The 24,934-nt window shown below is 69.5% G+C and carries 20 protein-coding genes; 8 read left to right on the top strand and 12 right to left on the bottom strand.

Translation table 11 applies throughout. The features are described 5' to 3' along the window. Positions 1–218: 218 nt before the first annotated feature. Together ACSMXX_RS03820 and menC are read left to right on the top strand one after the other, a co-directional pair. Positions 219–869 carry a chorismate synthase gene (locus tag ACSMXX_RS03820; protein WP_473182618.1) on the top strand — a complete coding sequence of 217 codons (651 nt, stop codon included), beginning with the start codon at positions 219–221 and terminating at the stop codon, positions 867–869. After that, positions 866–1,972 (top strand): o-succinylbenzoate synthase, encoded by a 1,107-nt coding sequence (gene menC, locus ACSMXX_RS03815; protein ID WP_473182617.1) that lies wholly within the window; start codon positions 866–868, stop codon positions 1,970–1,972. The genes ACSMXX_RS03820 and menC overlap by 4 nt, the downstream gene beginning before the upstream one ends. 91 nt (positions 1,973–2,063) lie before the next feature. On the opposite strand, the gene ACSMXX_RS03810 is transcribed toward menC, so the two are convergent. The 4 genes from ACSMXX_RS03810 to ACSMXX_RS03795 all read right to left on the bottom strand — a co-directional run bounded on the left by ACSMXX_RS03810 (position 2,064) and on the right by ACSMXX_RS03795 (position 6,543). After that, positions 2,064–3,407, bottom strand: coding sequence for a M14 family metallopeptidase (locus ACSMXX_RS03810; RefSeq protein ID WP_473182616.1), 1,344 nt, complete (start codon positions 3,405–3,407; stop codon positions 2,064–2,066). A gap of 127 nt (positions 3,408–3,534) precedes the next feature. Then, positions 3,535–4,734 (bottom strand): S8 family peptidase, encoded by a 1,200-nt coding sequence (locus tag ACSMXX_RS03805; protein WP_473182615.1) that lies wholly within the window; start codon positions 4,732–4,734, stop codon positions 3,535–3,537. A gap of 359 nt (positions 4,735–5,093) precedes the next feature. Then, positions 5,094–5,540 (bottom strand): PaaI family thioesterase, encoded by a 447-nt coding sequence (locus ACSMXX_RS03800; RefSeq protein ID WP_473182614.1) that lies wholly within the window; start codon positions 5,538–5,540, stop codon positions 5,094–5,096. A 199-nt stretch (positions 5,541–5,739) separates the two neighbouring features. Then, positions 5,740–6,543, bottom strand: coding sequence for a DUF1266 domain-containing protein (locus ACSMXX_RS03795; protein WP_473182613.1), 804 nt, complete (start codon positions 6,541–6,543; stop codon positions 5,740–5,742). Positions 6,544–6,716: 173 nt separating this feature from the next. Here ACSMXX_RS03795 and ACSMXX_RS03790 point away from each other — a divergent pair, with 173 nt between their 5' ends. After that, a complete protein-coding gene (locus ACSMXX_RS03790; RefSeq protein ID WP_473182612.1) occupies positions 6,717–7,856 on the top strand; it encodes a site-2 protease family protein in 1,140 nt (379 codons plus the stop codon). Between the two features lie 241 nt (positions 7,857–8,097). On the opposite strand, the gene ACSMXX_RS03785 is transcribed toward ACSMXX_RS03790, so the two are convergent. The 5 genes from ACSMXX_RS03785 to ACSMXX_RS03765 form a co-directional block, all read right to left on the bottom strand. Further along, positions 8,098–9,006, bottom strand: a complete 909-nt coding sequence (locus tag ACSMXX_RS03785) for a hypothetical protein (RefSeq protein WP_473182611.1) — start codon at positions 9,004–9,006, stop codon at positions 8,098–8,100. A gap of 198 nt (positions 9,007–9,204) precedes the next feature. Then, complete coding sequence (locus ACSMXX_RS03780; RefSeq protein ID WP_473182610.1) at positions 9,205–11,673, bottom strand: GcvT family protein; 2,469 nt, start codon at positions 11,671–11,673, stop codon at positions 9,205–9,207. After that, positions 11,670–13,355, bottom strand: a complete 1,686-nt coding sequence (locus ACSMXX_RS03775) for an APC family permease (RefSeq protein ID WP_473182609.1) — start codon at positions 13,353–13,355, stop codon at positions 11,670–11,672. Before ACSMXX_RS03775 ends, ACSMXX_RS03780 begins: the two co-directional genes overlap by 4 nt. 49 nt (positions 13,356–13,404) lie before the next feature. Continuing rightward, complete coding sequence (locus ACSMXX_RS03770) at positions 13,405–14,358, bottom strand: choline/ethanolamine kinase family protein (protein ID WP_473182608.1); 954 nt, start codon at positions 14,356–14,358, stop codon at positions 13,405–13,407. Between the two features lie 95 nt (positions 14,359–14,453). Then, the gene (locus ACSMXX_RS03765) at positions 14,454–16,868 is read right to left on the bottom strand and encodes a GcvT family protein (RefSeq protein ID WP_473182607.1); all 2,415 of its coding nucleotides are present in this window, start codon (positions 16,866–16,868) and stop codon (positions 14,454–14,456) included. 311 nt (positions 16,869–17,179) lie between these two features. On the opposite strand from ACSMXX_RS03765, the gene ACSMXX_RS03760 reads away from it, so the two are divergent. Both ACSMXX_RS03760 and ACSMXX_RS03755 read left to right on the top strand, forming a co-directional pair. Continuing rightward, a complete protein-coding gene (locus tag ACSMXX_RS03760; RefSeq protein ID WP_473182606.1) occupies positions 17,180–18,031 on the top strand; it encodes a helix-turn-helix domain-containing protein in 852 nt (283 codons plus the stop codon). After that, on the top strand, positions 18,028–18,243 hold the full coding sequence (locus tag ACSMXX_RS03755) for a DUF397 domain-containing protein (protein WP_473182605.1): 216 nt from the start codon (positions 18,028–18,030) through the stop codon (positions 18,241–18,243). Before ACSMXX_RS03760 ends, ACSMXX_RS03755 begins: the two co-directional genes overlap by 4 nt. Positions 18,244–18,438: 195 nt before the next feature. Here ACSMXX_RS03755 and ACSMXX_RS03750 read toward each other — a convergent pair whose 3' ends face one another. After that, a complete protein-coding gene (locus ACSMXX_RS03750) occupies positions 18,439–19,296 on the bottom strand; it encodes a TauD/TfdA dioxygenase family protein (RefSeq protein WP_473182604.1) in 858 nt (285 codons plus the stop codon). Positions 19,297–19,298: 2 nt separating this feature from the next. Continuing rightward, positions 19,299–20,444: an L-tyrosine/L-tryptophan isonitrile synthase family protein gene (locus ACSMXX_RS03745; protein WP_473182603.1), complete on the bottom strand. Its 1,146-nt coding sequence runs from the start codon at positions 20,442–20,444 to the stop codon at positions 19,299–19,301. A gap of 105 nt (positions 20,445–20,549) precedes the next feature. On the opposite strand from ACSMXX_RS03745, the gene ACSMXX_RS03740 reads away from it, so the two are divergent. The 3 genes from ACSMXX_RS03740 (at position 20,550) to ACSMXX_RS03730 (ending at position 23,925) form a co-directional block, all read left to right on the top strand. Continuing rightward, positions 20,550–21,512: a LysR family transcriptional regulator gene (locus ACSMXX_RS03740; protein ID WP_473182602.1), complete on the top strand. Its 963-nt coding sequence runs from the start codon at positions 20,550–20,552 to the stop codon at positions 21,510–21,512. A gap of 331 nt (positions 21,513–21,843) precedes the next feature. Continuing rightward, entirely contained in the window at positions 21,844–23,313 is a 1,470-nt protein-coding gene (locus ACSMXX_RS03735) for an amino acid permease (RefSeq protein ID WP_473182601.1), read from the top strand. Between the two features lie 219 nt (positions 23,314–23,532). Then, positions 23,533–23,925 (top strand): DoxX family protein, encoded by a 393-nt coding sequence (locus ACSMXX_RS03730; protein ID WP_473182600.1) that lies wholly within the window; start codon positions 23,533–23,535, stop codon positions 23,923–23,925. Positions 23,926–23,948: 23 nt separating this feature from the next. Here the strand turns inward: ACSMXX_RS03730 and ACSMXX_RS03725 are convergent, their stop codons facing one another. Beyond that, positions 23,949–24,659 (bottom strand): DUF2238 domain-containing protein, encoded by a 711-nt coding sequence (locus tag ACSMXX_RS03725; protein WP_473182599.1) that lies wholly within the window; start codon positions 24,657–24,659, stop codon positions 23,949–23,951. Positions 24,660–24,934: the final 275 nt, after the last annotated feature.

The following is a 24,934-nucleotide window of genomic DNA, read 5'->3' as shown; positions in this document are numbered from 1 at the left end:
AGAGCCGATGAAGCCGCACGCGACGCGGGAGTGGAGATGCGGGAGGTCGACGGCGTGGACGGGGTGTCGGCCGTCGCCGCCTTCCTGGCAGAAGTGTGGCGGACCCCGCCGGAGAGCCCTCCGTATCCGGCCGAACTGCTGCACAGCATCGTGCACGCGGGCGGCTGTCTGCTCGGTGCTTTCGACGCGGAGGCCGGCTGGCCGGGGCGACGGCAGGGGTGTTCGGGGCGCCGGCCGACCGGACGCTCTACTCCCTGGTGGCCGCGGCACGCGCTTCGGGCCGTGGCGTCGGCTACGCGCTCAAGCAGGCCCAGCGTGCCTGGGCACTGGAGCGCGGTGCCACGACCATGGCGTGGACGTTCGACCCGCTGGTGGGACGCAACGCGCGATTCAACCTCGCGAAGCTCGGTGCGTACTGCACGGAGTACCTCGTCGACTTCTACGGGCCGATGCGGGACGGCGTGAACGACAACGACGAGAGCGACCGGCTGACCGCGACATGGGACCTCCTCGACGGCGCCCACGCCGGAGCCCCCACACCAGGGGCGCCCCACGTACGTACGGAACACGTACGTACGGAAGCGGTGGCCGACCGGCTCGCACCGGACGGCGGCCCGCTGACCGCGCGTGCGCGGGACGGCCGCATCTGGTGCCGGGTGCCTGCCGACGTCGTCGCGCTACGGGAGGAGGACCCGGGCCTCGCGCTCCGGTGGCGGCACGCGGTCCGTGACGTCATGGTCGCGGCGTTCGCCGAGGGGTGCGCGGCGACCTGGATGGCACGCGACGGCTGGTATCTGCTGACGCCCGGCCATCTCCGGCGTGGGGACACCCACACCGGCGGCGGCGCGGGGAGGGGGACCCCGGCATGAGGATCGAGCGCATCGAACTGCTGAGGGTGGCCGTCCCCCTGGTCACTCCGTTCCGTACCTCCTTCGGAACGATGGAGAGCAAGGACACCTTCCTGCTGCGCGTGGTCACCGATACCGCGGAGGGATGGTCGGAGTTCGCGGCCGACCCCGGGCCGCTGTACTGCTCCGAGTTCACCGCCGCCGCCGAACTGGTCCTCGCCGACCACCTGGTGCCGCGTGTCACCGCGCTGCCGGAGGTGACCGCCGCGGCGGTCGGCCCGGCGACGGCGGCCGTGAAGGGGCATCCGCTCGCGAAGGCGACGCTGGAGACGGCCGTGCTGGACGCCGAACTGCGCACGTACGGAATGCCGATGGGGGTGTTCCTCGGCGCGACCCGCGACCGGGTGCCCGCCGGGGTGTCGGTCGGCATCCGGGACTCGGTCGGTGAGCTGCTGGACGAGGTCGAGCGTCATCTCGCCGAGGGCTACCTCCGCATCAAGCTGAAGATCGAGCCGGGCTGGGATGTGCGGCCGGTACGCGCCGTGCGTGAACGCTTCGGCGAGGAGCTGCCGCTCCAGGTCGACGCCAACACCGCCTACACTCTCGCGGACGCCGAACAGCTGCGGCGGCTCGATGAGTTCGGACTGATCCTGATCGAACAGCCGCTGGACGAGGACGACATGTACGGCCACGCCCGCCTCGCCCGGCAAGTCCGCACACCCCTCTGCCTGGACGAGTCGATCGGTTCGGCGCGCGACGCCGCCACGGCGATCGCCCTGGACGCCTGCCGGGTCGTCAACATCAAGCCCGCACGGGTGGGCGGCTATCTGGAGGCCCGCCGCGTACACGACGTCGCCGCCGCCCACGGCGTGCCCGCGTGGTGCGGCGGCATGCTGGAGACCGGCATCGGCCGGGCCCCCAACCTCGCGCTCGCCGCACTGCCGGGCTGCGTACTGCCGGGCGACGTCTCTGCCTCGCGCCGTTACTTCACCGAGGACCTGACGGAGCCCTTCGAGCTGGAAGAGGGGCACATCCGGGTGCCGCGGACCCCCGGCATCGGCACACAGCCACTGCCGGAGGTGCTCCGTCGGCACGTGGTGTCCCGTCGCACGATTCACGGCTGAGCCCCTGCCGTACGTCTGCCGGCGGCGTACGGGCACGTGAAGCGTGTGCCCGTACGCCGCCGGCAGGGATGTGGCGCGAATTCACCCGGACTCAGGTGCCGGTGCAGTACTCCGCTTCCTTGCCGATGGATCGGTACATGCAGTCGGCGTTCTCGATCAGCTGGAGCACCGCGTCGCGGTTGCGGCTCGTCTCGCGCTCGATGACCTCGTCGGGCGGGTAGAAGCCGCCGCCGGCGATGCTCTCCGGATACATCTCGAAGGTGTAGCCGAAGATCTTCTGGTCGCCCCACAGCCAGTCGTCGACCGATCCGTCCGTGACGTAGAGGTCGCTGGACTGCTCGGCCGTGTAGCCGTTGCTGGCGCCCATCTTCTCGCCGACGGCGGCGAAGGCGTCGCGGTCGTCCTGGGTGAGCCCCTCGGCGGTGTCGTCGTGGGTGTATCCGTAGGGCCACAGCACCAGTTCGCTGTAGGTGTGGAAGTCGATGGCCGCCTTGATCTGCTGCTTGCCTGAGGTCACCCGGGAGCGTACGAAGTCGGCGACGACCTTCACCTCAGGTGCCGACTCGGCGGCCGCGCCCCGGTAGGTCTCGGAGCTCTCACTGCCGGAGGAGCCGCCGCAGCAGCCCCACTTGTAGGCCCAGTTGCGGTTCAGGTCCGTACCGACGGCGTCGGCACCGGAGTTGGGCTGCCGGTTCTTGCGCCAGCTGCGGTATGAGCCGGATTCGATGTCGTACTCGCCGCCGTCCGGGTTGAGGTCGGGCACGATCCAGATCTCGCGGCCGTTCACGGCGTCCGCTATCCGGGAGTCGCTCGCGTAGTCCTCGCCGAACTCGCGCAGCAGGTAGAGCGCCATCTCGACGGTGAGGTGCTCGCGGGCGTGCTGATGGTGGGTGAAGAGGACCTCGGGCTCGTCCTCGTCCGTGCCGACGTTGTCGCTGATCTTGACGGCGACGATGTCCCGGCCTTCGTGGGACTTCCCGATGACGGTCTTGCTCATGATCGAGGGATTCTGCGCGATGCGCTGGTCGATCTCGTCCATCGCCTCGGCGTAGTTGTGGTAGCCCGAGTCGTCGGGTGGGAAGTCGCGAGGTTCGGCGGCCCGTCCGCCGGTGCGGGCAGGAGGCCCGGTCAGTTTCTTCAGCGTATGCCCGAGCTTCCGCAGCGTGCGGGTCTGGGACGGGTCGGCGCTGACGACCACGGAGTGGTCGCGGACCTCGTCGATCGAGACTCCGGTGGCGGCGAGTGCGGTGCGGGCGGCCGCGGTTGACGGCCCGTGGATCTCGTACTGCCTGATCTCCTCGTCGGCGGTCGCGGAGGACGGCCGGGCCGGGGGAGAGGCGGTGGCGACGGTGCTCGCGGTGAGCGGCGCCGCGAGTGCGAGCGCCAGCAGGGCGGCGAAGGCGGTGGACCGCTTTCGGTGTGTACGAAGTCGCATGGCAACTCCTGGATCGGGAGCAGGGGGGTGCCGGAGCGCGCGGACGGGGTCCGCGCCCTCCGGCCTGGCGATGCGAGGTGCAGTCCGGTGCGAGGAGGAACGGATGCTCCGCCCCCGCCGCGCCGGATCAGAACAGGCTGTGGAGGAGCTTGTTCGGTGAACCGGCCATCGGGTCCTGGACCTTGTCGTTCGTGGCGTTGTCCACGAGCGCGTCGCGGACCTCGGCGGGGGAGGCGCCGGGGTGGTCGGCCAGGTAGAGGGCGGCGGCGCCGGCCGTGTGCGGCGAGGCCATGGAGGTACCGCTGATGGTGCTGGTGGAGGAGTCGTCGTCCTTCCAGGCGGACGTGACGTCCACACCGGGGGCGAACAGGTCCACGCAGGTTCCGTAGTTGGAGAAGGAGGCGCGTGCGTCCGAGCTGTCCGTGGCGCCGACCGTGATCGCCTCGGTCACCCGGGCGGGGCTGACCGTGCACGCGTCCTCGGGGAATCCGAGGAAGTTGCCGTTGCCGGCGGCGATGGCGTAACTGACGCCGGACGAGACGGAGTTGCGCACGGCGTCGTCGAGTGTGTCGCTGGCGCTGCCGCCCAGGCTCATGTTGGCGACGGCGGGCTTGGCGGCGTTGGCGGTGACCCAGTCGACACCGGCGATCACACCGGAGGTGCTGCCGGAACCGTTGCAGTCGAGGACCCGGACGCCGACGACCGAGGCTTCCTTGGCCACACCGTACGTCGACCCGGCAGTGGTGCCCGCGACGTGAGTGCCGTGCCCGTGGCAGTCGTTGCCGTTCTGGCCGTCGCCGACGGTGTCGGTGCCGATGGACGCCCGGCCGCCGAACTCGCTGTGGGAGGTGCGCACTCCGGTGTCGATGACGTAGATGTTCACGCCGGACGCCGTGGTGTTGTAGGTGTACGTGCTGTCAAGCGGCAGGTCGCGCTGGTCGATCCGGTCGATTCCCCAGGTGGCGTCGGCCTGTGTGTCGCTGACCGTGACCTTGGAGTCCTGTTCCACGAGGGCGACGCGGGGGTCGGTGGCCAGCTTGCGCGCCTGAGCCTCCGTCATCTTCGCGGAGAAACCATTCAGCACGTCATCGTAGACATGTGCGAGACGGCCGCTGCCGCGGGTGAGTTCACCCGCGACGGAGTCGGCCGACCTGGTGCCGTCCTTGAGGGTGACGATCCAGCTGCCCGGGATCTCCGTCCCGGTGGGGGCCAGCAGTACGTCGGCGGGGGGAGGCGCCGCGCTGGCCGGGGAGCCGGCCAGTTGCATGCCTGCCATCAGCAGGACCGCTGGGACGAGGGCGCTCAGACGGCGGGTGACAGATCGCATGAAGTGCACCAGACCTTTCCTGGACCGGATCTCGGACGCGTACGGACCGGGCTGCGCGTGCTTCATCCGGGCAGGGCGCGGTGGGGCACGCGGATGTGCGACTGGTCAGGTGGTACACGGGGCAACTGGAACTGCTTCCGGCCGAGTTGACCGGCGCACTGCCGAGCCGGGGCAACGCTGCTCTCGGGGTGGGGACGAGAAACCCGGGTCGGCGCACCGAAGCTGTCAACAGCCGTTATCGAAGCCGTTACCCTGCTGCGCAGAAGTCTGCGGGCCGCTGGGGACCACGTCAAGAGCCGTGTGCGGCAGGGGATTCGACGCAGGGCGGGGGCGCGTCCCCGCAGGACGTCCCACGAACGTCAGACGGCGGACGCCGCGTCCGCCAGGTCGATGACCCGGGCGGTGGCGGATGCCGTGGCGATCGTCGACTCGTCGCTGTCGAAGAGAGACGCCTCCAGGAACGCCAGATCACCCTCGCGGCGCACCACCCGTCCCCTCCCGACGAGCCGTCCGGGACGGGCCGGACGCAGGAAGCTCACCTTCAGTTCCAGCGTGGACTGGAACTCCTCGGGACCTACCGTGGCGAGCAGGGCGGGGCCCACGGTGTCGTACAGCATCGCGGAGAGGAACGCTCCCAGGACGTTGCCCACGGGGTTGGTGAAGTCCTCAGTCGCCGTGAACGCCAGCTCGATCGTGCCCTGTTCGGGATCGGCGTCCACGAACTCAAGACCCAGCGTGGCCGCGGCGCGGGGCATCGGGGCACGCCCCGCCACCCCGTCCCAGAACGGTCCGGTCCTCTCGGGCATGGTCGCCGCTCCATCTGTCGCAGGCCTCCGCGGTCATCCGCATTGTCCTGGCAACGCGGGAGGATCCGCGGTTCTTCCGCCGCCGGTGCCTGGGCGGCCGTCCACCGCTGCCTGCCGCCGCCTCGCGCGGCCGACGGCGGGGCAGGGGTGCTCCCCTCGGCCGCCGGGGTCTCCCGGCTGACTCCCTGGCTGCCTGCGCCTACCGCAGCGGGATCACCGCCCAGGGGCTGTCCGGGCGGACCGTCAGCACGCGGTGGGAGTCGCGGACATCGCGGTACCAGGAGCTGAAGCGCTCCTCGTCGAAGTGCATGCAGCGGCCCAGTACGTAGGCGGCGGAGAACTCCTTCCAGGTGCCGTACGTCTTGGCTGCCAGCGCTCCGACCGAGCGCAGGGCCTCCCGCGCCTCCTCGGGATGGGCGAATCCTGCCGCGACGCCCCAGCAGGCCATGTTCGCCGCCCGGCCCAGGTCCCAGGCCAGTGACCGGCGAACCCACCCGTGAGGGGGCAGGAGACCGTCTTCGCGGAAGCGGGCCTCGTAGCGCTCGGCGCGCTCACCCTGCCGGTGCAACCTCTCGGCTGCCGCGGGCAGTTCGGGGCTGCCCTGCCCGAGACGCGGCTGGAGTGCCTGGGCGATCTCGTGCATCCACGCGTCTCGGGTGAGATGACCGTAGCGCGTGAGCAGGTCCTCCCGAGCGCCCAGGACCAGGTCCCAGGTGGGAGTGGAGACCTCGGTCTCGAGGAGCCGCCGCAGGATCGACTGCCACTCCTCACGGGTCGTCACCCCCCACGACGCCTTGAGCCGGACCCTCTCCCACTTGAGGGCGGGCGGGGGCGAGACCAGGGTGTTCCAGTGCTCGCCGTTGGAGTACTTCATATGCGCGCCGCAGGCGAGCCCGCGCAGGACCTCCGGGTCCCTCTCGACGTCCTTGCGTGCTGTGCGCAGCCGATTGCCGACCCAAGGCAGTATCGGAAGCTTCCGCAGTGCCTGGAAAAGCACTTTCATCCCCCGTCATCTGATCTTCATCCAGCCAGCCGGATTCTACGGCGCGGAGTACCGGGCCCGACGGCCGCCCAGGCCTCCCCGGAACGGCTCCACCGATGGCCCTCGGGCGGTTCAAGGCGTCGGGCCGGTGGGACGACTGACTGTTCGGGACGCTTCGAGCAGGGGAGAGAGACGTGCGGGCGACCTTCGTGCTGGGACGGATCGCCGGTGTCCGGATCGGAGTCCACTGGAGCGTGCTGCTCATCTTCGGGCTCGTCGCCTTCGGCCTGGCGCAGGGCCGCCTCGCCGAGACCTATCCGGACCATCCGGTGGCCGCGTACTGGGTGGCCGGGTTCCTCGCGGCCGGCGTCTTCTTCGTGTCACTGCTCGCGCACGAACTGGCGCACGCCCTTGTGGCCCGGCGCAACGGGATCGAAGTGGACGACATCGTCCTGTGGCTGCTCGGCGGAGCGGCCCGGATGAAGTCGGAGGCCGCGACCCCGGCCGCGGAGCTGCGGATCTCGGGGGTCGGCCCGCTGGTCAGCCTCCTGCTGGGCGGCGTCTTCGTACTGGGCGCCTGGCTGCTGGATGTGGCCTCCGCTCCAGGGCTCGTCGCCGAGACGGTGGCCTGGCTCGCGGCCATCAACATCCTTCTCGCGGTCTTCAACTCCGTTCCCGCCGCCCCGCTCGACGGTGGCCGGCTGCTCCGGGCCTTCCTCTGGTGGCGTACGGGCGACCGGCTGAAAGCGACCGCCGGTGCCACCACGGCGGGACGTGTCTTCGGATGGCTGCTGGTGCTGCTGGGACTCGTGCTGTTCCTGGGCAGCGGCTCGTTCGGCGGACTGTGGCTCTCGTTGGTCGGCTGGTTCCTCATCGCGGCCGCCACCGCGGAGGGGCGGCAGGCACAGCTGCGCGGAGTGCTGTCCGGCGTGCCGGTGCGGGACGCCATGACGCCGGATCCCATCACGGCGCTCACCGGGCTCATCGTCGCCGACTTCCTGGCCGGTCCGTCCTACCGGAAGCGGCACTCCGCGTTCCCGGTCGTCGGCGAAGCGGGAGCCCCAATCGGCCTGCTCACGCTGGAGGGCGCCAGACGGGTGCCGTGGGACAGCGCCGAGAAGGTGACGGTGGACGAGGTGATGGTGCCGCTGTCCGAGGTCACGGTCGTGGGTCCGCAGGATCCGCTGGCGGACCTCCTGCCGCGCATGGAGCCCGGTGCGCACAACCGGGTCCTGGTGGCGGACGGAGGAAGGCTCGTCGGCATCCTCACCCTGTCGGATGTGAGCCGTACGGTGAGGTGGCTCATGGACTTCGCGGAGCCCGGCCGGCGCTAACCCCGGGCCTTCACGAGGGGTGCCGTCCGGTAGCTGACCGAGAAAGCAGAAAACGCCCCTGAGCTACGAACGACAGGACTTTCTGAGGGTCCTGTACGTGGTAGCGAAGGGGCACCTCCGGGGCCGCCAGGCCCAGGGGGACTTCGTGCCGGGGGTGGTGCCCCCAGCACGCACCGGACGACGCTCCTGGGGTCCCCCCGGGCCGTGAGGCCCAGGGGGGCGAACATTGCCGGTCACGGCACTAGCGTGAGTGCTTCTCGTCGTCGCACATGGTGTCGGCCAGTACGGAGGGGTCGGCGGTGCCTCCCCACGCCTCCTTGTCGCTGTTCTTCTTGAACTTCTTGTACATGTCGCCGTCCGGATGGACCTCCACGAGGCCGCCGCCTTCGTCGGACCAGGAGGGGTAATCGTCCTGGCGGTATTCCAGGGCGGTGCCGGCCGACGCGTAGTCCTTCAGACCTTCCTCCTGGTCGTTGAAGAGTGCGTGCGAGCCGAACCCGACGAAGACGCGCGGGAATTCAAGCCCCAGTGCGGCGCTTTTGCGGTCCGCGCTCGAGCTTTCGGCGTCCTTCCAGCTGACCTTTTCGTGCGTCTTGTGCTGGCTCAGCCACAGATCGGAGCGCTTCCAGTCCGGGCCGTCCTTCTTCCAGATCACGTCGATGTGCTCGAAGTCGTGCGGGTGGCCGTCCGGTTCGAAACCGCTGGTGGCCTGGTACATGCTGTAGGTGATCCGGATCTCGTCGGCCGTGCACTTCCGGCCGGTCCAGAAGGTCGGGAAGTCGCCGCCGTGCTCCGCACAGCCCCCGTCGGTGTCCGGCCAGTTCTTCACGTCGCCGCCCGGCACCGGATCACCGTTCTCGTCGAACGGGTTCTCAGGCCAGCACGGATCGTTGTTGTTGGCGCGGGGGTAATTCCACTCCGGTGCGGACGCCTTGGCGAAGTCCTGCATCTTCGCCCCGCCTTCCTTGAGGGGCTCGTTCAGGGTGCCGATGCCCCCCTTGCCCTCCTCCGCGGTGCCGTCCGCCTTCTGTTTCTTCGACGCTAACGACGACTGCTTCTTCCCGCTCCCGTCGCCTCCCGCGTCACCCCCACCGCTGCTCCCGCACGCGGTCAGCAGCAGAGCACTCGTCGTGGTTACCGCCGCCAGCACGGCTGCACGATGACGAATACGGAACATCGAATCTCACTCCCCTTGGTTGATCCGGTTCTTCCTGAACCGTGACAGCCAAGTGAGCCGCGATGGGGAAACCCGTGCACACGGGGACGAACCCACGACAACGTGGATACGATCATGACAAGACGGAGACAACCCATGCGCCCCTTTATGTGTTGCCGGAGAGCCCGTCTCTCACCGCCTGACCCGGCTGAAGTCCGGGTCGTACGGCGCACGCAGGTGCACGGTGGCCGGGTGTAGCCGGCCGCCGACGTCGATCTCGTACGTGCCGGATGTGAGGTAGGCACGGGTGACCGGCTCGCCGTCGCGGCGCCAGATGTACGCGAGGCCGGCGCACGCGCCGAGCGTGGCCCCCCATGCGGCGGAGGTGACCTGGCCGACGGCGGCGCCGTCGCGCAGCACCAACTCGCCGCCCCACATCATCGGTTCGGGCTCGTCGAGGACGAAGGACACCATCCTGCGGCGCGGCCCGTCGGACCTGGCCTTCTCGACGGCTTCACGTCCGCGGAAGGGAATGTCCTGCTTGAGCTTGCACGCGAAGAGCAGCCCCGCCTCGACGGGGTTGTAGTCCGCGGTGAGGTCGCTGCCGATGGCCCGGTAACCCTTCTCCAGCCGCAGCGAGTTGATGGCGTAGTAGCCGGCGTCGACGAGGCCGTACTTCTCGCCGGCGGCCTTGAGGAGCTCGTAGACGCCGACGGCGAACTCGACGGGTACGTACAGCTCCCAGCCCAGTTCCCCGACGTAGGTGATGCGGGTGGCCCGCACCGTGAAGTGGCCCAGGTCGATCTCCCGGCTGGTGGCGAAGGGAAACGCCTCGTGGGAGAGGTCGCTGCGGGACAGACTCCGCAGCAGGTCACGGGAGTGCGGCCCCATCACGCCGTAGACGGCGTACATCGACGTCACGTCGACGACCGTGACGTGTGCGTCGGGGGCGGTCTGCTTTACGACGAGGTCGAGGTCCCGCCGCACCGCGCCGGAGCTGGTGACCCAGAGGAACTCGTCACGGGCGGTGCGGGTGACGGTGACGTCGGCCTCGTATCCGCCACGGTCGCCCAGCACACCGGTGTAGACCGTACGGCCCGGGGGGACGGCGACGTCCGCCGTGCACAGCCACTGCAACAGGGCTTCGGCGTCACGGCCCTTGACGAGCAGCTTGCCGAAGGACGTCTGGTCGAACAGGGCGACGCGTTCGCGTGCGGCCCGGTGTTCGGCGTCGGCCCACGGCTGCCAGTTCTGCTTGCCCCAGGCGTACTCCAGGGCCGGCTCCGTGCCGGCGGGGGCGAAGACGTCGGCACGCTCCCAGCCCATCTTCGAGCCGAACAGCGCACCCGCGTCCGTCAGGAGATGGTGGACGGGCGAGCGGCGGAACGGACGGGCGGTGACGGGTTCGCGGTTGGGCCAGGGCACTTCGTAGTGCAGGCCGAGGATCTCGCCGACGCGGGCGCGCAGCCACTGGTTGTTGCCGTTGAAGGGGCCGAAGCGGCGGATGTCGACGCCCGCGACGTCGCCCGCGGGGGAGCCTTCGACGATCCATTCGGCAAGGGCGCGTCCGGCGCCGCCGGCGGAGGCGATGCCGACGGAGTTGAAGCCCGCCCCTACGTAGAAGTTCCGCAGCTCGGGTGCCTCGCCGAGGATGAACTGGTTGTCGGGCGTGAAGCTCTCCGGCCCGTTGTAGAACTTCTTGATGCCGGTCTCGTGCAGCGCGGGGATGCGCAGCAGGGCGCTCTCCATGAGGACGGAGAAGTGGTCCCAGTCCTCCGCCAGCAGCTGGAACTCGAAGGGGTGGGGCAGTTCGTCGGGCGCCACCCACGGCTTGGCCTCGGGCTCGAAGCCCCCGACGACGAGTCCGCCGACCTCCTCCTTGAAGTAGGTGTAGCCGTCGGGGTCGCGGAGGATGGGGAAGTCGCCGTGTACGCCGTCGATCTGGTCGGTGACGACGTAGAAGTGCTCGGCCGAGTGCAACGGCACGTTCACCCCGGCCAGTTCACCCACCGCCTTGGCCCACTGCCCGGCGCAGTTGACCACGAACTCCGCCTCGATGTCGCCCTGTTCGGTGGTCACTCCGGTGACTGTGCCGTCGCGCGTGGCGATCCCGGTGACCCTGGTCCGCTCGATCACGCGGGCACCGCGCAGACGGGCGCCCTTGGCGAGCGAGTTGGTCAGATCGGTGGGGTTGGCCGTGCCGTCGCCTGGCAGCCAGATCGCGCCGAGCAGGTCCTCGGTCTCCAGGACCGGGTAGAGCTCCTTGGCGCGGGCGGGGCTGATCAGTTCGCAGTCGAGGTCGTAGGCCTCGGCGGTGGCGGCGGTCCGCCGCAGCTGCGTCATGCGGTCCTCGGTACGGGCCACGGTGACGCCTCCGCAGCGTTTGTACCCGGTCGCCAGACCTGTCTCGGCCTCCAGCCGCTCGTAGAGCCGAGTTGAGTACTGGACGAGGCGGGTGCCGCTCTGCGAGGCCCGCAACTGCCCGATGAGGCCTGCCGCGTGCCACGTCGTACCGCAGGAGAGCTGCCCCTGTTCGAGCAGGACGACGTCGCTCCAGCCCAGCTCGGTGAGGTGATAGGCCACGCTGGTGCCGATGACGCCGCCGCCGATGACGACGACGCGTGCCCGGTCGGGCAGTTGCCGGCCGGTGCGGGCGCTCACCGCAGGACCCCGTCGCCGAGACCGTCCGTGTCACCGGTTTCCGAATCGCCGGTCTCCGTGTCGCCGGTCTTCTGGGCACCGACCTTCGGTGACTGGCCGTCCGGGCCGGCGTCGGCCACGAAGTGGTGTTCCCGCGCGACCTCGTCGGCCTTGTGCCGCTGTACGAGCAGGTAGTACGCGCCGCCCAGCACGGCCACCCCGGCGAAGCTGACGACTCCGCCCCACGCGTAGCCGCCCTCCCCGTACAGATCCACTCGCGGCCACAGCAGATTGACGGTCATCAACAGGCCGTATAGGACGGCCAGTCCGTTGACGACCAGACCAGGGACGCGTCCCAGCGTGAACAGCCCGCCGCCGCCCCGGTCGTGCGGCCAGCCGCCGAGCCTGCGCCTGAGCACGGGCACGGTCACCAGCAGATAGGCCGCGTAGACGATGGCGATCGCGACGGACGTGACGATCGAGAAGATCTTGGGATTGCCGACGTTGACGATCAGGATGGCCGCGGCCACCAGGCCGGAGACGAGCGCCGGGGCCGCGGGCGACTGCCGCGTCTCGGTGACGTGGGCGAGCTTCTCGCCGAAGGGCAGCTTGTTGTCGCGCGCCATGGAGAAGGCGATCCTGATCGTGGCCGTCTGGATCGCGAGGGTGCAGATGAAGACGGCGATCGCGACGTCCAGCAGAATGATCTTGCCCATGGTGGAGCCCAGCACCGTCTGCAGGATGTACGGAAGACCAGCCGTGCCGAGCTTGTCCAGGTCGAGCGTGCGCGTCGCCATGAGAGCGAACAACAGCAGCAGCGCCCCGGCGATGCCCGCCGCGCCGAGGGCCTGGAGCAGGGCGACCGGGGTGCGCTTGCGGGGATTGCGGGTCTCCTCCGCGAGCGAACCGGCCGTGTCGAAGCCGAACATGACGAACGCCGGCATGATCGCCGCCATCAGCAGCGGCGCACCGTAACCGAGGACGTCCCAGCCGTAGATGCCGGGCCCCGCGCCCTGCGTCGTCGCGACGACCTCCGGGCCCCGTACGGCGTGCACCGCCAGCAGCACCAGCACCACCGCGACGCCCACCAACTCCGCTGCCACGCCCACGTTGTTGACCTTCGTCATGACCTTCACGCCGAGCGCGTTGATCACCGTGGTGAGGGCGATGCAGACGGTGCCGAGGAACACGGCGTTGTGTGTGTCGTTCGCGAACACCTGGAACCCCGACCAGAGTTGGGGCAACACCACCTGAAACGCCATCGTCACGGCGGCCACGCTGACGAGCGAACCGACGAGCATCGTCCAGCCCGCCATCCAGGCGCCGCCGGGACCGGAGATCCGCTTCGACCACTGGTAGACGGACCCGGCGATCGGGAACCGGGCGCTGAGCTCTGCGAAGACCAGCGCCACGCAGAACTGCCCGGCCAGCACGACCAGCCAGGCCCAGAAGATCAGCGGCCCGCCGAACCCGTAGCCCAGACCGAACAGCTGGAACATGCCGGTGAGGATCGAGATGTAGCTGAAGCCCGCGGCGAAGGAGGAGAAACCCCCGAGCCCGCGGTGCAGCCGCTGGCGATAGCCGAGCGAGGCGAGATCGTCGGAGTCCACCGTGTCGGACCGTTCGACGGAGTCCACGGTGCCGGACCGGTCGGACCGGTGGTGGGACCGGCTGTCCGGTGTTGTCGCGTTGCTCTTGCGCATGGTGGACCTTTCGGGAGCGGCCGGCGGATGGCGTATCCGATTCCGTTGGTCAGTCGGAGAGTCGGGCGTCCTCCAGCAGACGCTCGAAGCGGGGGCCGTCGGAGAAGATCTCGACCGCCGAGTCGTACTTCTCCATTCCCCAGGTCCAGAAGTCGAAGTCGATGCTGCTGGTGGACCGCTGGATCGAGGCCCACAGCGTCCATCCGTACTTCGACATCAGCCCTTGGAGCTGTGCCCGTGCGACCTTGCTCGGGCGCGGGCGGCCGAAGTACGCGGTGATCAGTTCCTCCAACTCCTCGTGGGACAGGTGGCATTCGCTCCAGATGTTGCCCAGCTCGAAGCAGGGGTCGTTGTTGCCCGCGTACTCGTAGTCGATGATCCGGATCCGTTCGCCGTCGTCGATGAAGTTCTCGGCGAGGAGGTCGTTGTTGCAGGGCACCGTCGTCACGGGGGTGGCGTCGAGTACGGCACGTACGCGGTGTACGGACTCCAGGTTCTCCAAGTAGCGCTCCGGCAGCCGGAAGCCCCGGGCCTGAACGGTGGCCAGGTACTGGTCCTGGACCCCGGCCATGTCGAAGTCGCCGGAGAAGCGCGGCCCTTCGTGCAGGCGCCGGCAGGCCTCGGCGATGCGGGAGGGATTGCCGGGCAGCTTGACCAGCTCGTCGGACAAGGTGATGCCGTCGATGTATCCGACCACCAGCATTCCGTGCTCGGGAAGGTAGTCGAGCACCGGAGCGCCCACGCCCGCCGTGGCCGCCGCGCGGGAGTTGTGGTTCTCCCTGTCCCTGTCGATCGGCAGCTCGGGTTCGTTCCCGAAGACCCGCACCACGCAGTCGATGTCCTGCGCCACGACGCGGTAGTTGCGGTTGGTCAGTCCGCCGGAGAGCTCCCCGACGCGGCATGAGCGCCCGGCCAGTACGGGAATCTGCTTCAGCAGATCCTTCAGCGGGCTGTCCTCGGCCGGGCTGAGGTCTTCCACGATGCCGGTGTCCTGCTCGTCCATCCGCGGTCGCTCCTCATGTCCTGGAGTCCGGTGTCCTGGGGTGTGCTGGTTTCCTGATGTCCTGAAGTCCTTCTGCCCACGTGCGGGCCGGTGTCTCAGATACGTATGTTCTTCCCGGCGGGGTCGTAGAGGGGCGCGCCGTGCCGGGTCGCCGTGAATCTCCGCCCCGCGACCTCGACTTGGAAGTCGCTCTGTGCCGCGTACCGCACCGGCAGATATGCGTTGAAGACGGTGCGGCCGGCCGTCCAGCCGTAGCCGGCGCTCCGCACGCCGGCCGCCAGATCCGTCTCCGCGCGCGTCACCAGCTCGCCGCCGTGCATGACCACGTCCGCGTCCGTCGAGAACCAGCACAGCTTCTGAGAGGTGCCCTCGTCGCGCATCTTCCGCAGCGCCGGACCGGCGAGCAGCTCCGGCTTGTCCGCGTGCACCATGGAGCCGAGACCTGCCTCGTACGGGTTGTTGTCGCTGCGTACGTCCGCCGCCCAGGCCAGGTAGTGCTTCTCCAGACGCAGTGAGCCGACCGCCCTGAAGCCCACGTCCCGGATGCCGAACTCCTCCCCGGCGGCCAGCACTTGCTCGTACAGGCCGCCCATGTACTCGGTGGGCACGTGGAATTCCCAGCCCAGCTCGCCGGCGTACGTCGCACGCAGCGCGCGCACGGGCGCATATCCGAGATCGGCCTCCTGCGCGGTCATGTACGCGAACGCGTCGTTGCCGAAGTCGCAGTGGCTCAGCTTCTGCACGACCTTCCGGGACATCGGCCCGCACACGTTGAGCACCCCGTAGGCGGAGGTGACGTCCCGTACGGTCACCGAGCCGTCGTCGGGCGCATGCTGGAGCAGAAATGTCACATCGTGGCGGCCGAACGCACTGCCGGTCACGAAGTAGTACAGCTCCTCCGCGAGCCGGGTGACCGTCGCATCGGCCTCGATGCCGCCCCGTGCGTTGAGCAGTTGCGTACGGACGACACGGCCCGGCGGCACGTCGAGGTCCGCGCCGGCGGTCCGCTGCAGCAGGGCCGACGCCCCCGGCCCCGAGATCTCGTACTTGGCGGACGACGTCTGGTCGATCACGCCGACGCCCTCGCGCACCGCACGGTGCTCCTCGGCGATGTGCGGCCAGGCGTTGCTGCGCCCGAAGGACGGCACCTCGACCGGTTCGGTACCCGGCGGCGCGAACCAGTCCGCCCGTTCCCAGCCGTACGTGGCGGCCGGCACCGCTCCCCTGGAGCGGAGCACCTCGTGGAGCGGGCTGCGCCGCTGGCCGCAGGGGGCGGGCGGCTCGCTGTTGGGGTAATGCAGCCGGTAGTAGCGCTCGTACGCGCCGACCGCCCGCTGCTCCAGATACGACGGCACGTTGTGCCCGGCGCCGAAGCGGCGGACGTCGAAGGGCCACAGATCCATGCCCGGATCGCCGTCGATGATCCAGTTCGCCATCGCGTACCCGGCGCCGCCCGCGGCCGCGACCCCCGCGGAGAAGCCGCAGCAGTGGAAGACGTTGTCGAGGTCCTCGGTGATGCCCATCAGCGGTTCCGCGTCCGGGGAGAACGGGATCGGTCCGTTGACCCACGTCTGGATCCCGAGATCGCCGAAGAGGGGCACGCGGGCAGTGGCGCCCTCGGCCAGCGGCTCGAAGCGGTCGACGTCCGGGGGGAACAGCTCCGGCCCCAGCTCACGCGGGATCGTGCGCCACGGTGCGCGCGTGCCGTCCTCCCAGCCGCCGACGAGCAGGGCACCGGCTTCAGGCTTGAGGTATATGCGGGCGTCGGGGTCCCGGAAGGTGGGAAGGTCCCTCGGAACGCCGGGGCTCTTCTCCGTCACCACGTACTGGTGCTCCACCACGCCTGTCGCGACGTTCACCCCGGCGAGCTTCGCCGTCTCGGTGCCCCACATCCCGCTCGCGTTCACCAGGGCCTCGCACTCGACGCGTCCCTGCTCGGTGATCACCGCCGTCACCCGGCGGCCGGTGCGCTCCACGGCCTCCACGCGGCAGTTCTGGACGATCCGCACGCCCGCCGCACGGGCGCCGGCGGCGAAGGCGTGTGTCAGCTGGCTCGGGTCGGCGTAACCGTCGCCGGGCACCCAGGTCGCGCCGTACACCCCGTCGGTGTCCATCAGCGGGAACAGCTCCCGGGCCTCCGCGGGAGAGGCCAGATGGACGTCGAAGCCGAAGCTCTTACCGGCGGTCGCCAGCCGCTTCAGCTCCTCCCAGCGGTCCGCGCTGGCGGCGACCCGGACGGAGCCGACTCCGCGCCAGCCCGTCGCGTAACCCGTGGACTCCTCCAGGGTCCGGTAGGTCTGCACGCTCTTCCGCATCAGCTTCGTGAGATTGCTGGACCCGCGCAGCTGGCCCACCAGTCCGGCGGCGTGCCAGGTGCTTCCGTGGGTGAGCTGTTTTCGTTCGACGAGCAGGACGTCGGTCCACCCGCGCTGGGCGAGGTGGTACGCGATGCTGCAACCGACGACGCCGCCGCCGATGACGACCACTCGGCTTCGATCGGGCAGTGCCATGACCATCCCGGGTGCGTAGATCGCGGAAAGCTCTGGGGTGGGCGCGGATCCGATTGACGGGGGACGCTACCACCGGGCCCCGGCCCCCACCAGGGTGAACTCCGCAAGAGTCCTCGCGCGGGGCCCAGCCCCGGCGCGAGGCGAGGGCGTCCACGAATCGGGCGTCCACGCTTCCCACGGTCGCGTAGCGTGACCAGTGGTGACGCGCTGCGTGCGCTCCTGTGGTTGTACGTAGACGGGGAGTGCCCTGTACGCGGTGTGCGCCGTGACGGCGTCGTGCGCGGGAAGTTGGGCTGGGGAGGCGGTGGCCGATGGGGCGGGACGAGGATGAGCGGGAAGACACGGAAGCGAAGCCGGAGGACGAGCCGGGCACGGGCGTAGTCGTCGCTTTCGGGCGGCAGTTGAAACTCCTGCGGACCCAAGCGGGCCTTGAACGGCCCGAGTTCGGCAAGCGCACGGGCTACGCCGCCCAGTCGATCGCGTCCTTCGAGCAGGGGCGGCGGATTCCGCCCCCGAGGTTCATAGACTCCGCGGACGAGGTCCTGAACGCCGGGGGAGTGCTGAAGGTGCTCAAGGAGGAGGTCGTCCGTTCGCAGTACCCCGCGTTCTTCCGGGACATGGCTCGGTTGGAGGCGGAGGCCGTGACTCTGCACGTGTACGCGGCGCAAGCGGTGCCCGGTCTCCTGCAGACCGAGGAGTACGCACGCTCGGTGTTCGGGATGCGGCGCCCTCTGCTCGACGAGGAGACCATTGAGCAGCGAGTCACGGCTCGGCTGACTCGTCAGGCGATCTTCTCCCGCACGCCGATGCCGACGCTGAGTTTCGTGATTGAGGAGTCCGTGCTTCGACGGCCCGTCGGTGGTCGGACAGTCCTTCAAGGTCAGTTGGAGCAGATCGTGCTCCATGGGCACCGTCGCAATGTCGAAGTACAGGTGATGCCCACCGATCGTGCTGAACACTGCGGCCTGGCCGGGCCGTTCACCTTGATCGAGAACCGTGACGGCCGGAGGATGGCCTACGTCGAGGTTCAGCGCGACAGCCGTCTCTACACCGACAGGACCGCGGTCAGGGAAATCGAGGAGCAGTACGGCATCCTCAGGGCTCAGGCGCTGACACCAGGCGAATCGCTGGCCTTCGTAGAGGAACTGCTGGGAGCGGAATGAGCATTCAGACACCTGAGCCGGATGTGCGGGAGTCGGCTTGGTTCAAGAGCAGTTACAGCAGTGGCGAGGGCGGTGAGTGTCTGGAGGTCGCGTTCGCCGCGGACGGCATACACGTCCGGGATTCCAAGGACCTCGGTGGCCCCGTCCTCTCGGTCCCGCCCGACGCCTGGGCCGGGCTCGTCGGGCTGGCCGCGGGCCGCAGGCTCGGCTGACGACCAGCCCGTCCCGCCAACAGGCGCCCCGCCGCCCGGTGTCGGGCGGCGGCGTACGCGCCGGGCCTCCTCGGCTCGACTACGGCGGTCCGGCGGCGGCAGCTGCGCATGCTCCGCTGCCGCCGCCGGGCGGGAGGCTACCGCCGTCCCCGCTACCGGTCGCCCGGTTTTCCGCGCGCCGGGGCTGGGGCCCGGTCAACTCCCCGGCGGCTGCCCGCCGGCGCGCAGCGCGGGATTCTCCAGCGGCGGATCACCCAGCACATGCACACGGCGCAGATGGCGCGGGGCGCGGCTTGTGAACGCCTCCCTGCCGTGGAGCAGGGTGTAGTTGTCCGCGACGACGAGGTCGCCCGCACGCCACCTGTGCGTGTACACGTGGCCGGGTGCGCGCAAGGCGCTGCTCAGAGTGCGGTGGAACTCCTCCAGGCGGGCCTCGGGAACGCCGTCGAACTCGAGGTCGGGGTGGTTGATGAACTCGTCGTCGGGAGCGACCGGTTCGTTGTAGCGGATCACCGGCTCTCCCGTTACGGGGTGTTCGGTCACCACCGGTGAGACGGCCGTGCTTTCGTAGAACTCCGTCTTGCGGCGGTAGGTCCCACTGGCCCGCTCCCACAGCGCCCGCGTCCCCGCATCCGCGTCACGGAGCACGGCGGAGGTCTGGGAGAAGACGGTGCCGCCGCCCTGGTCGTCGCCCGGTGCGCTCACGCAGTGGAAGAGCTGGAACTCGGGCACCTGGGGGCGGTACATGCCGTCCCAGTGCAGCGGTACGTGACGGTGGTCGAAGATGTGGTCGTCGGGCTTCTCGTGCTCGGTCAGTTCGAGCACCGCGCCGAACGGCCACATGCTGATCTCGCCCCACAGCGTGCAGTACGCGGCCAGTTCGTGCGCGTCCGCGAAGGACGAGAAGCCACGCAGGAGCAACAGGTGGTGGGCGCGGACCAGTTCGCGCAGTTCTGCCACGGGAAGGGCGTCCAGCCGCTCTTCCGGCGAGGCGGCTTCGACGAGGGCGCCGAAGCCGGCGAGCGGCGGACGGACCGGGGTCTGGATGGTCAAGGTCACCACTCCTTCGGTGCGGTGGAAACGGCGGGTATGGCGGGTGCGGCGGGGACGCCGGGAACCACAGGCGCGGCAGAAACGGCCGAACCTCCGGAATCGGCGGTCGTGTTCGCGGTTACGGCCCGGCGCCGGTCGGTGCCCTCGTGCGCGCTGCGTACCGGCCCGTCCAGGACGAAATGGCTCGGCCGGCCCTCGCGTTCGACGAGCTCGCAGCCGAGCGCCTCGGCCTCCGCCCGCTTCATCAGGACCAGCCGTCCGCCGACGTCCACGGCCACTCCGTGCCACGGCGTGAGCCAGCTGCCGGTGGAAGGGCCGAGCTGGATGCCCAGCTTGGCGGCGGAGCAGGGCTGGGGGTGGATGGAGAGCCGGACCGAGCCGGGGAACCGCCGGGCGAGGAAGTCGCCCCAGGCCTTGCTGCGCTGGATGACGAGATAGGCACGCGTTCGCGCGTCCCGCTGCAGTGCCGCCCGACTGCCCGTGTATTCGGGGGTGTTGCCGTCCTCGAAGAGGAAGCGGGTGATCGCTCTGTAGAGGGGTACGTCCTCGCCCTGCCGTACGCCTTTGCGCAGCCGCTCCAGCGGAACGGCGTGACGTTCGGTGAGGGCCGTGCGCATCCCGTCGTGGCCGAGCCCCGCGAATTCGGGGACCTGGTCGAGCGTGAAGAGCGAGACCGCGCCGTGCGGGAGCGACTCGATCATCGTGCGCAACTCGCGGTGGTACGCCGTGATGTCGTCGTCCGGTATGCCGACCGCGTCGCTGAAGACACGCCCGTCGGAGCAGATCACGATCTCGGCGCCCGGCGGATGGATCCGCCGTATCGAGGCGCCGAGGGAGTCGAGGAAGCCGAGGCCGAGCTCCTCGGCCATGTCCGGAAGCGTCCCCAGCACTTTGGCGCGGTTGGGCGACTTGCCCGGGAAGGCCGGCAGTACGAGGCGTACGGGGCGGTCCGCGCGCACGGAAGGCTCGATCACCTCGGCCTGGGTGTCACGGCAGCCGGTGCAGGGGAACTCCCCGCACTGGCCCGGCCCTTGTTGTTCGGGTTGGCCGGGACGGCCGGATCTGCGCTGATGCTCCAGCAGCAGCCGGGCGATCTCATGGGCCCGCTCCCTGGCGCTGGAGGCAGGCAGGGCGTGCGACGTGAGCATGCGATTGCTCCTCGCGGTGTGGGTGGGGGGTGGTGGGGCGCCCGACCACACGATGCCCGCATCGGCGCGCTACCTGCTCCTCCCGAGTGGCCATAGCATCGTGTGATGGACCTCGAAGTGCGCCACCTCCGAGTGATCCGGGCCGTGGCGGACGAGGGGAGCCTGACCAGGGCGGCGGCCGCGCTGGGGCTGTCGCAGCCGTCCCTCACCGCGCAGTTGCAGCGGATCGAACGCATGCTGGGCGGCCCGCTGTTCGTACGGCACAGGGGCGGAGCCAGCCCGACGGCCCTGGGGGAGCTGGTCGTCGCGAAGGCCCGGGATCTGCTGCCGCAGCTCGATTCGGTGCAGCAGGAGGTGCTGTCCCATCTCGGCTTCTCCGACGGCCGGTTGTCCCTGCGCTACGTCGCCAACCCGGGGCCGCTGATGGTGCGGCTTCTGGAGCCCCTGGGTGAGCTGTTCCCCGGCGCCGACGTGAAACTGCGCACCGAGGCGGACGTCGGAACCGTCGTCGACCTCGTCGCCGACCGGCAGCAGGACCTTGGCGCGCTCGTGGAGTACGTCGGCAAGCCGCGACCGCCGCGCAAGGAGGTCGAGGAGCGGGAGGTGGCAGTCGAGCCGGCGTTCGTGCTGCTGCCCGAAGGGCACCCGATGGCCGGACTGCCGGCGCTGGAGCTGAGCCGGCTGGCGGACGAGGTCTGGGTGCTGCCGCCCAGCCGGGGCAGCGGCCTGCACGACGCCTTCACCGCCGCGTGCACACGTGCCGGGTTCACCGCTGTCGTACAGCACGAGGCCGAGGCCGCGGCGGCCCGTGAACTCATCGGCGCCGGGGCGGCGGTCGGCCTGGGCCAGGCCACCTTCCGCAGCACGGCGGGCATAGTGCCGCGCCCCTTGCGGGGCACGCCGCTGCGGCTCCGGCACTCACTGGTGTGGCACCGGGAGAGCGCTCTGGCCGCATGCGGGGCGGCGCTAGTGGAGGGCGCCGAGAGGGTTTACGGGGACGCGATCGGCAACAACCCGCAGTATCCGGCCTGGCTCAGTGCCCACGGTCGGCAGGGCGACCTCAAATGAAGCTCAACAAGAACCTCAATTCCCCCTCAAGCATACGGGTGTTTCCTTAATCCATCCTCAAATCGAGGTAACGATCCGAGCATTGCGGGCGTGGAAATTGGGTCGGCCCGCCGACTTATGGGCGGTTCTCCCTGTGAGGCCGGTCACATCTCTTTGCGTGAACCGGCACCGAGGCCGTGATAGATCTTCACGATCTCCTGCACGGCACCCCTCCTGTCGTGCAGGAGACCGTGCTGGCGGATTGCCAACCAGCACCTCCATTCATTCCCGGGAGATCCGGATCCGGCCGCCCATACAGGGCCGCCCGGACGTGGAGAAAGGCACAGACTCAATGGTCTCGGTGGAAACCACGCAGCCTGAGGGCTCAGGACAGGCCGCGAGCGGCGGATCAGAAGAGGGATACGAGCGCGGCCTCGGCTCGCGTCAGGTTCAGATGATCGCGATCGGCGGCGCCATCGGCGTCGGCCTGTTCATGGGAGCCGGAGCGAATATCGCGAAGGCCGGCCCCAGCATCATTCTCATGTACGCGCTCGCAGGCGTGGTCGTCTTCCTCATCATGCGCGCGCTCGGTGAACTCCTTCTCTACCGGCCCGTGTCCGGTAGCTTCGCAGAATACGCCCGCGAATTCATCGGCCCCTTCTTCGGATTCGCCACGGGCTGGACGTACTGGCTGCTCTGGGTCGTCACAGGCATGGCCGAACTCACAGCCGCGGCAATCTATATCCATTTCTGGTTCCCGGTGATTCCGCAGTGGATCAGCGCGCTGGTCTTCCTGGTGGTGCTGTTCGGGGTCAATCTGATCTCGGTCAAGATCTTCGGCGAGGTCGAGTTCTGGTTTTCGATGATCAAGGTCACGGCCATCATCGGCATGATCGTGATCGGCTTCGGCGTGCTCACCCTGGGCTTCTCCCAGGTCGGCGACACCGCCTCGGCGGCCAACCTCTACGCGCACGACGGCTTCTTCCCCAACGGCATCGGCTCCAGCCTGATGACGCTCCAGGGCGTCATGTTCGCCTACCTCGCGGTCGAGCTCGTCGGCGTCACCGCAGGTGAGTCGGAGAACCCGGAGAAGACCCTCCCCAAGGCCATCAACACCCTGCCCTGGCGGATCATCTTCTTCTACGTCGGCTCGCTGCTGATCATCCTGTCGGTCGTGGAGTGGACTCAATTCTCCGAAGGCCAGAGCCCGTTCGTGAAGGCCTTCTCCGAGATGGGTATCCCGCTCGCCGCCGGGATCGTCAACTTCGTCGTACTGACGGCGGCCCTGTCGTCCTGCAACTCCGGCATGTACTCGACCGGCCGCATGCTGCGCGACCTCTCGTCGAACAACCAGGCGCCGAAGATCTTCGGACGGCTCAACTCCCGTAAGTCGCCCGCCGTCGGCATCACCGCGTCCGTCCTGCTGATGGGCATCGGCGTCGTCCTCAACTACCTCGTGCCGGAGAAGGCCTTCGGCTACGTCACCTCGGTGGCCACCGCGGCAGGCATCTGGACCTGGATGATGATCCTCATCAGCCATATCCGCTACCGGAGGGCACTGAGCGCGGGCCTGCTGCACCGCTCGTCGTTCCCGGCGCCCGGCGGCGCCGTGGCGAGCACGGTCGCGCTGCTCTTCCTCCTCATGGTCGCGGTCCTGATCGCCTACGACTCGGAGGCCCGGATCTCCCTGTACGTCGGCGCGATCTGGGCCGTGCTCCTCGCGGGCGGCTGGTTCAGGCTCAGGAGCCGCGACAGGGCAGTGGCGGCCGCGCCGGCCAAGCAGGGAGAGGAGAGGGCGGACCGCTCCTCCGTCTCCGGATAACCGGCCGGCCAGCCGGCCAGCACGCACACTGCCCGGTCCGCTTCGTCCCGGCACCGCGCGCCCCGCAAGCGGCGCGGCCGGGACGAGGCGGCCCGGCTCGGGCCCGTTTCCTCCACGAGGGCGGCCGTGTCAGGCGGATGTCACACAGGCGGATGTCACGCTCCGGTCCTCTGGTCCGTCCTGGTGGGTGACGACTGATTCCGCCGACCTGGAGCTCGAATGAACGCCGCGCTGTGGACCGCGCAGATCCTGCTGGCCGCCCTCTTCCTGCTGTCGGGGACGCTCAAGGTCAGCATGCCGAAGGACCGCCTGATCGCCTCGGGACAGACTGGTGTGGCACCGTTCCCGCTCCCCGTGATCAGGGTGACGGCCACCCTCGAACTGTTCGCTGTGGCGGGCCTGTTGCTTCCCTGGCTCACCGGTGTGGCGCCGTCGCTGACGCCGCTGGCAGCGGTCGGACTCGCGATCGTGATGGTCGGCGCCCTGAGCAGCCACAGTTGGCTGCTGCGCGCGGACCGCGCCGCCGGACGCGGCAACCGGGAAGCCGTGAACGTCGCCGCGAACGTCGTCATCCTCGCCCTCTGCGCCTTCGTCGCGGCGGGCCGCTTCTAGGGCGCGTCCGCAGAGTGCCGGCACTAGGTCCGCGTACCGGCGGAGCCGGGCTCGCCGAGAGCGGTGAGCTGGCGGTCGTGCAGCCTGCTGAGCAGGAACAGCGCCGACGTCGCGCCCAGCAGGGCCAGGAACATGTCCCACTGGGTGTCCCACACATCGCCCTGGGTGGCGAGGAAGTCGTCCGCGGCGGAACCGCCGATCAGCGCGGCCCACCATTCGATCAGCTCGAAGAAGGCGCTGAACGCCAGGCAGCCGCAGACGACGAGCGGGGCCAGCCAGCGGCTGCCTCCCAGTGGCGAACGACGGATGAGGATCTCCCGCCACAGGATCGCGGGCACGAATCCCTGCACGAAGTGGCCGATGCGGTCGTACGGGTTGCGCGGCATTCCGAACCAGTCCTGCAGCCACTCACCGGGCGGGGTGAGCGCGTACGTGTAGTGGCCGCCCAGCACCAGGATCAGGGCGTGCAGCGTGAGCAGCACGCACAGCAGGCCGGTCAGCGGGAAGCGGCGCCACACCAGTACGAGGAGCGGGACGCCGACGAGGACCCAGAAGGTCTCCATCAGCCACGTCGGGCGGTCATGGGGCGCCACGCCCGACACGATCAGCGCGGCTGTCACCACGACCACCGACGTGACCGGAAGTGACAGGCGGAGGCGGGACTTCGAGTCCGCGCCGAGAGTGCCGGATGCGCCGGACACCCCGGACGAGGTGGAGGAGGTGGGCGAGGGCATCTGGACCATCCCGGAGTGAGCTGCTGTCGGGACCGCGTTCCCGCGGCCGGCCTAGGGGGTGTTTCAAAGTCCCGTCTGGCCCGCGGCCTGCGGCCGGAACGACGCTAGTTGAGACACCCCCTACGTCTGAGCGAGGGGTCCGCAGGACCCTCTCGCTGCCGCACTCTGCCCAAGGCGGCCGCCTCCGGCATGAGTATCCGTACTCACCTCACCGGCCTCACATCTGGGCTCCCGCCCCCAGAACCACGGGGCGGCCCTGCTGGATCACGTGACCG

This window comes from Streptomyces sp. DSM 116795 (assembly GCF_055792905.1).
The sequence above is the reverse complement of the archived record's forward strand: the minus strand, read 5'-3'. Positions and strand labels throughout refer to the sequence as shown.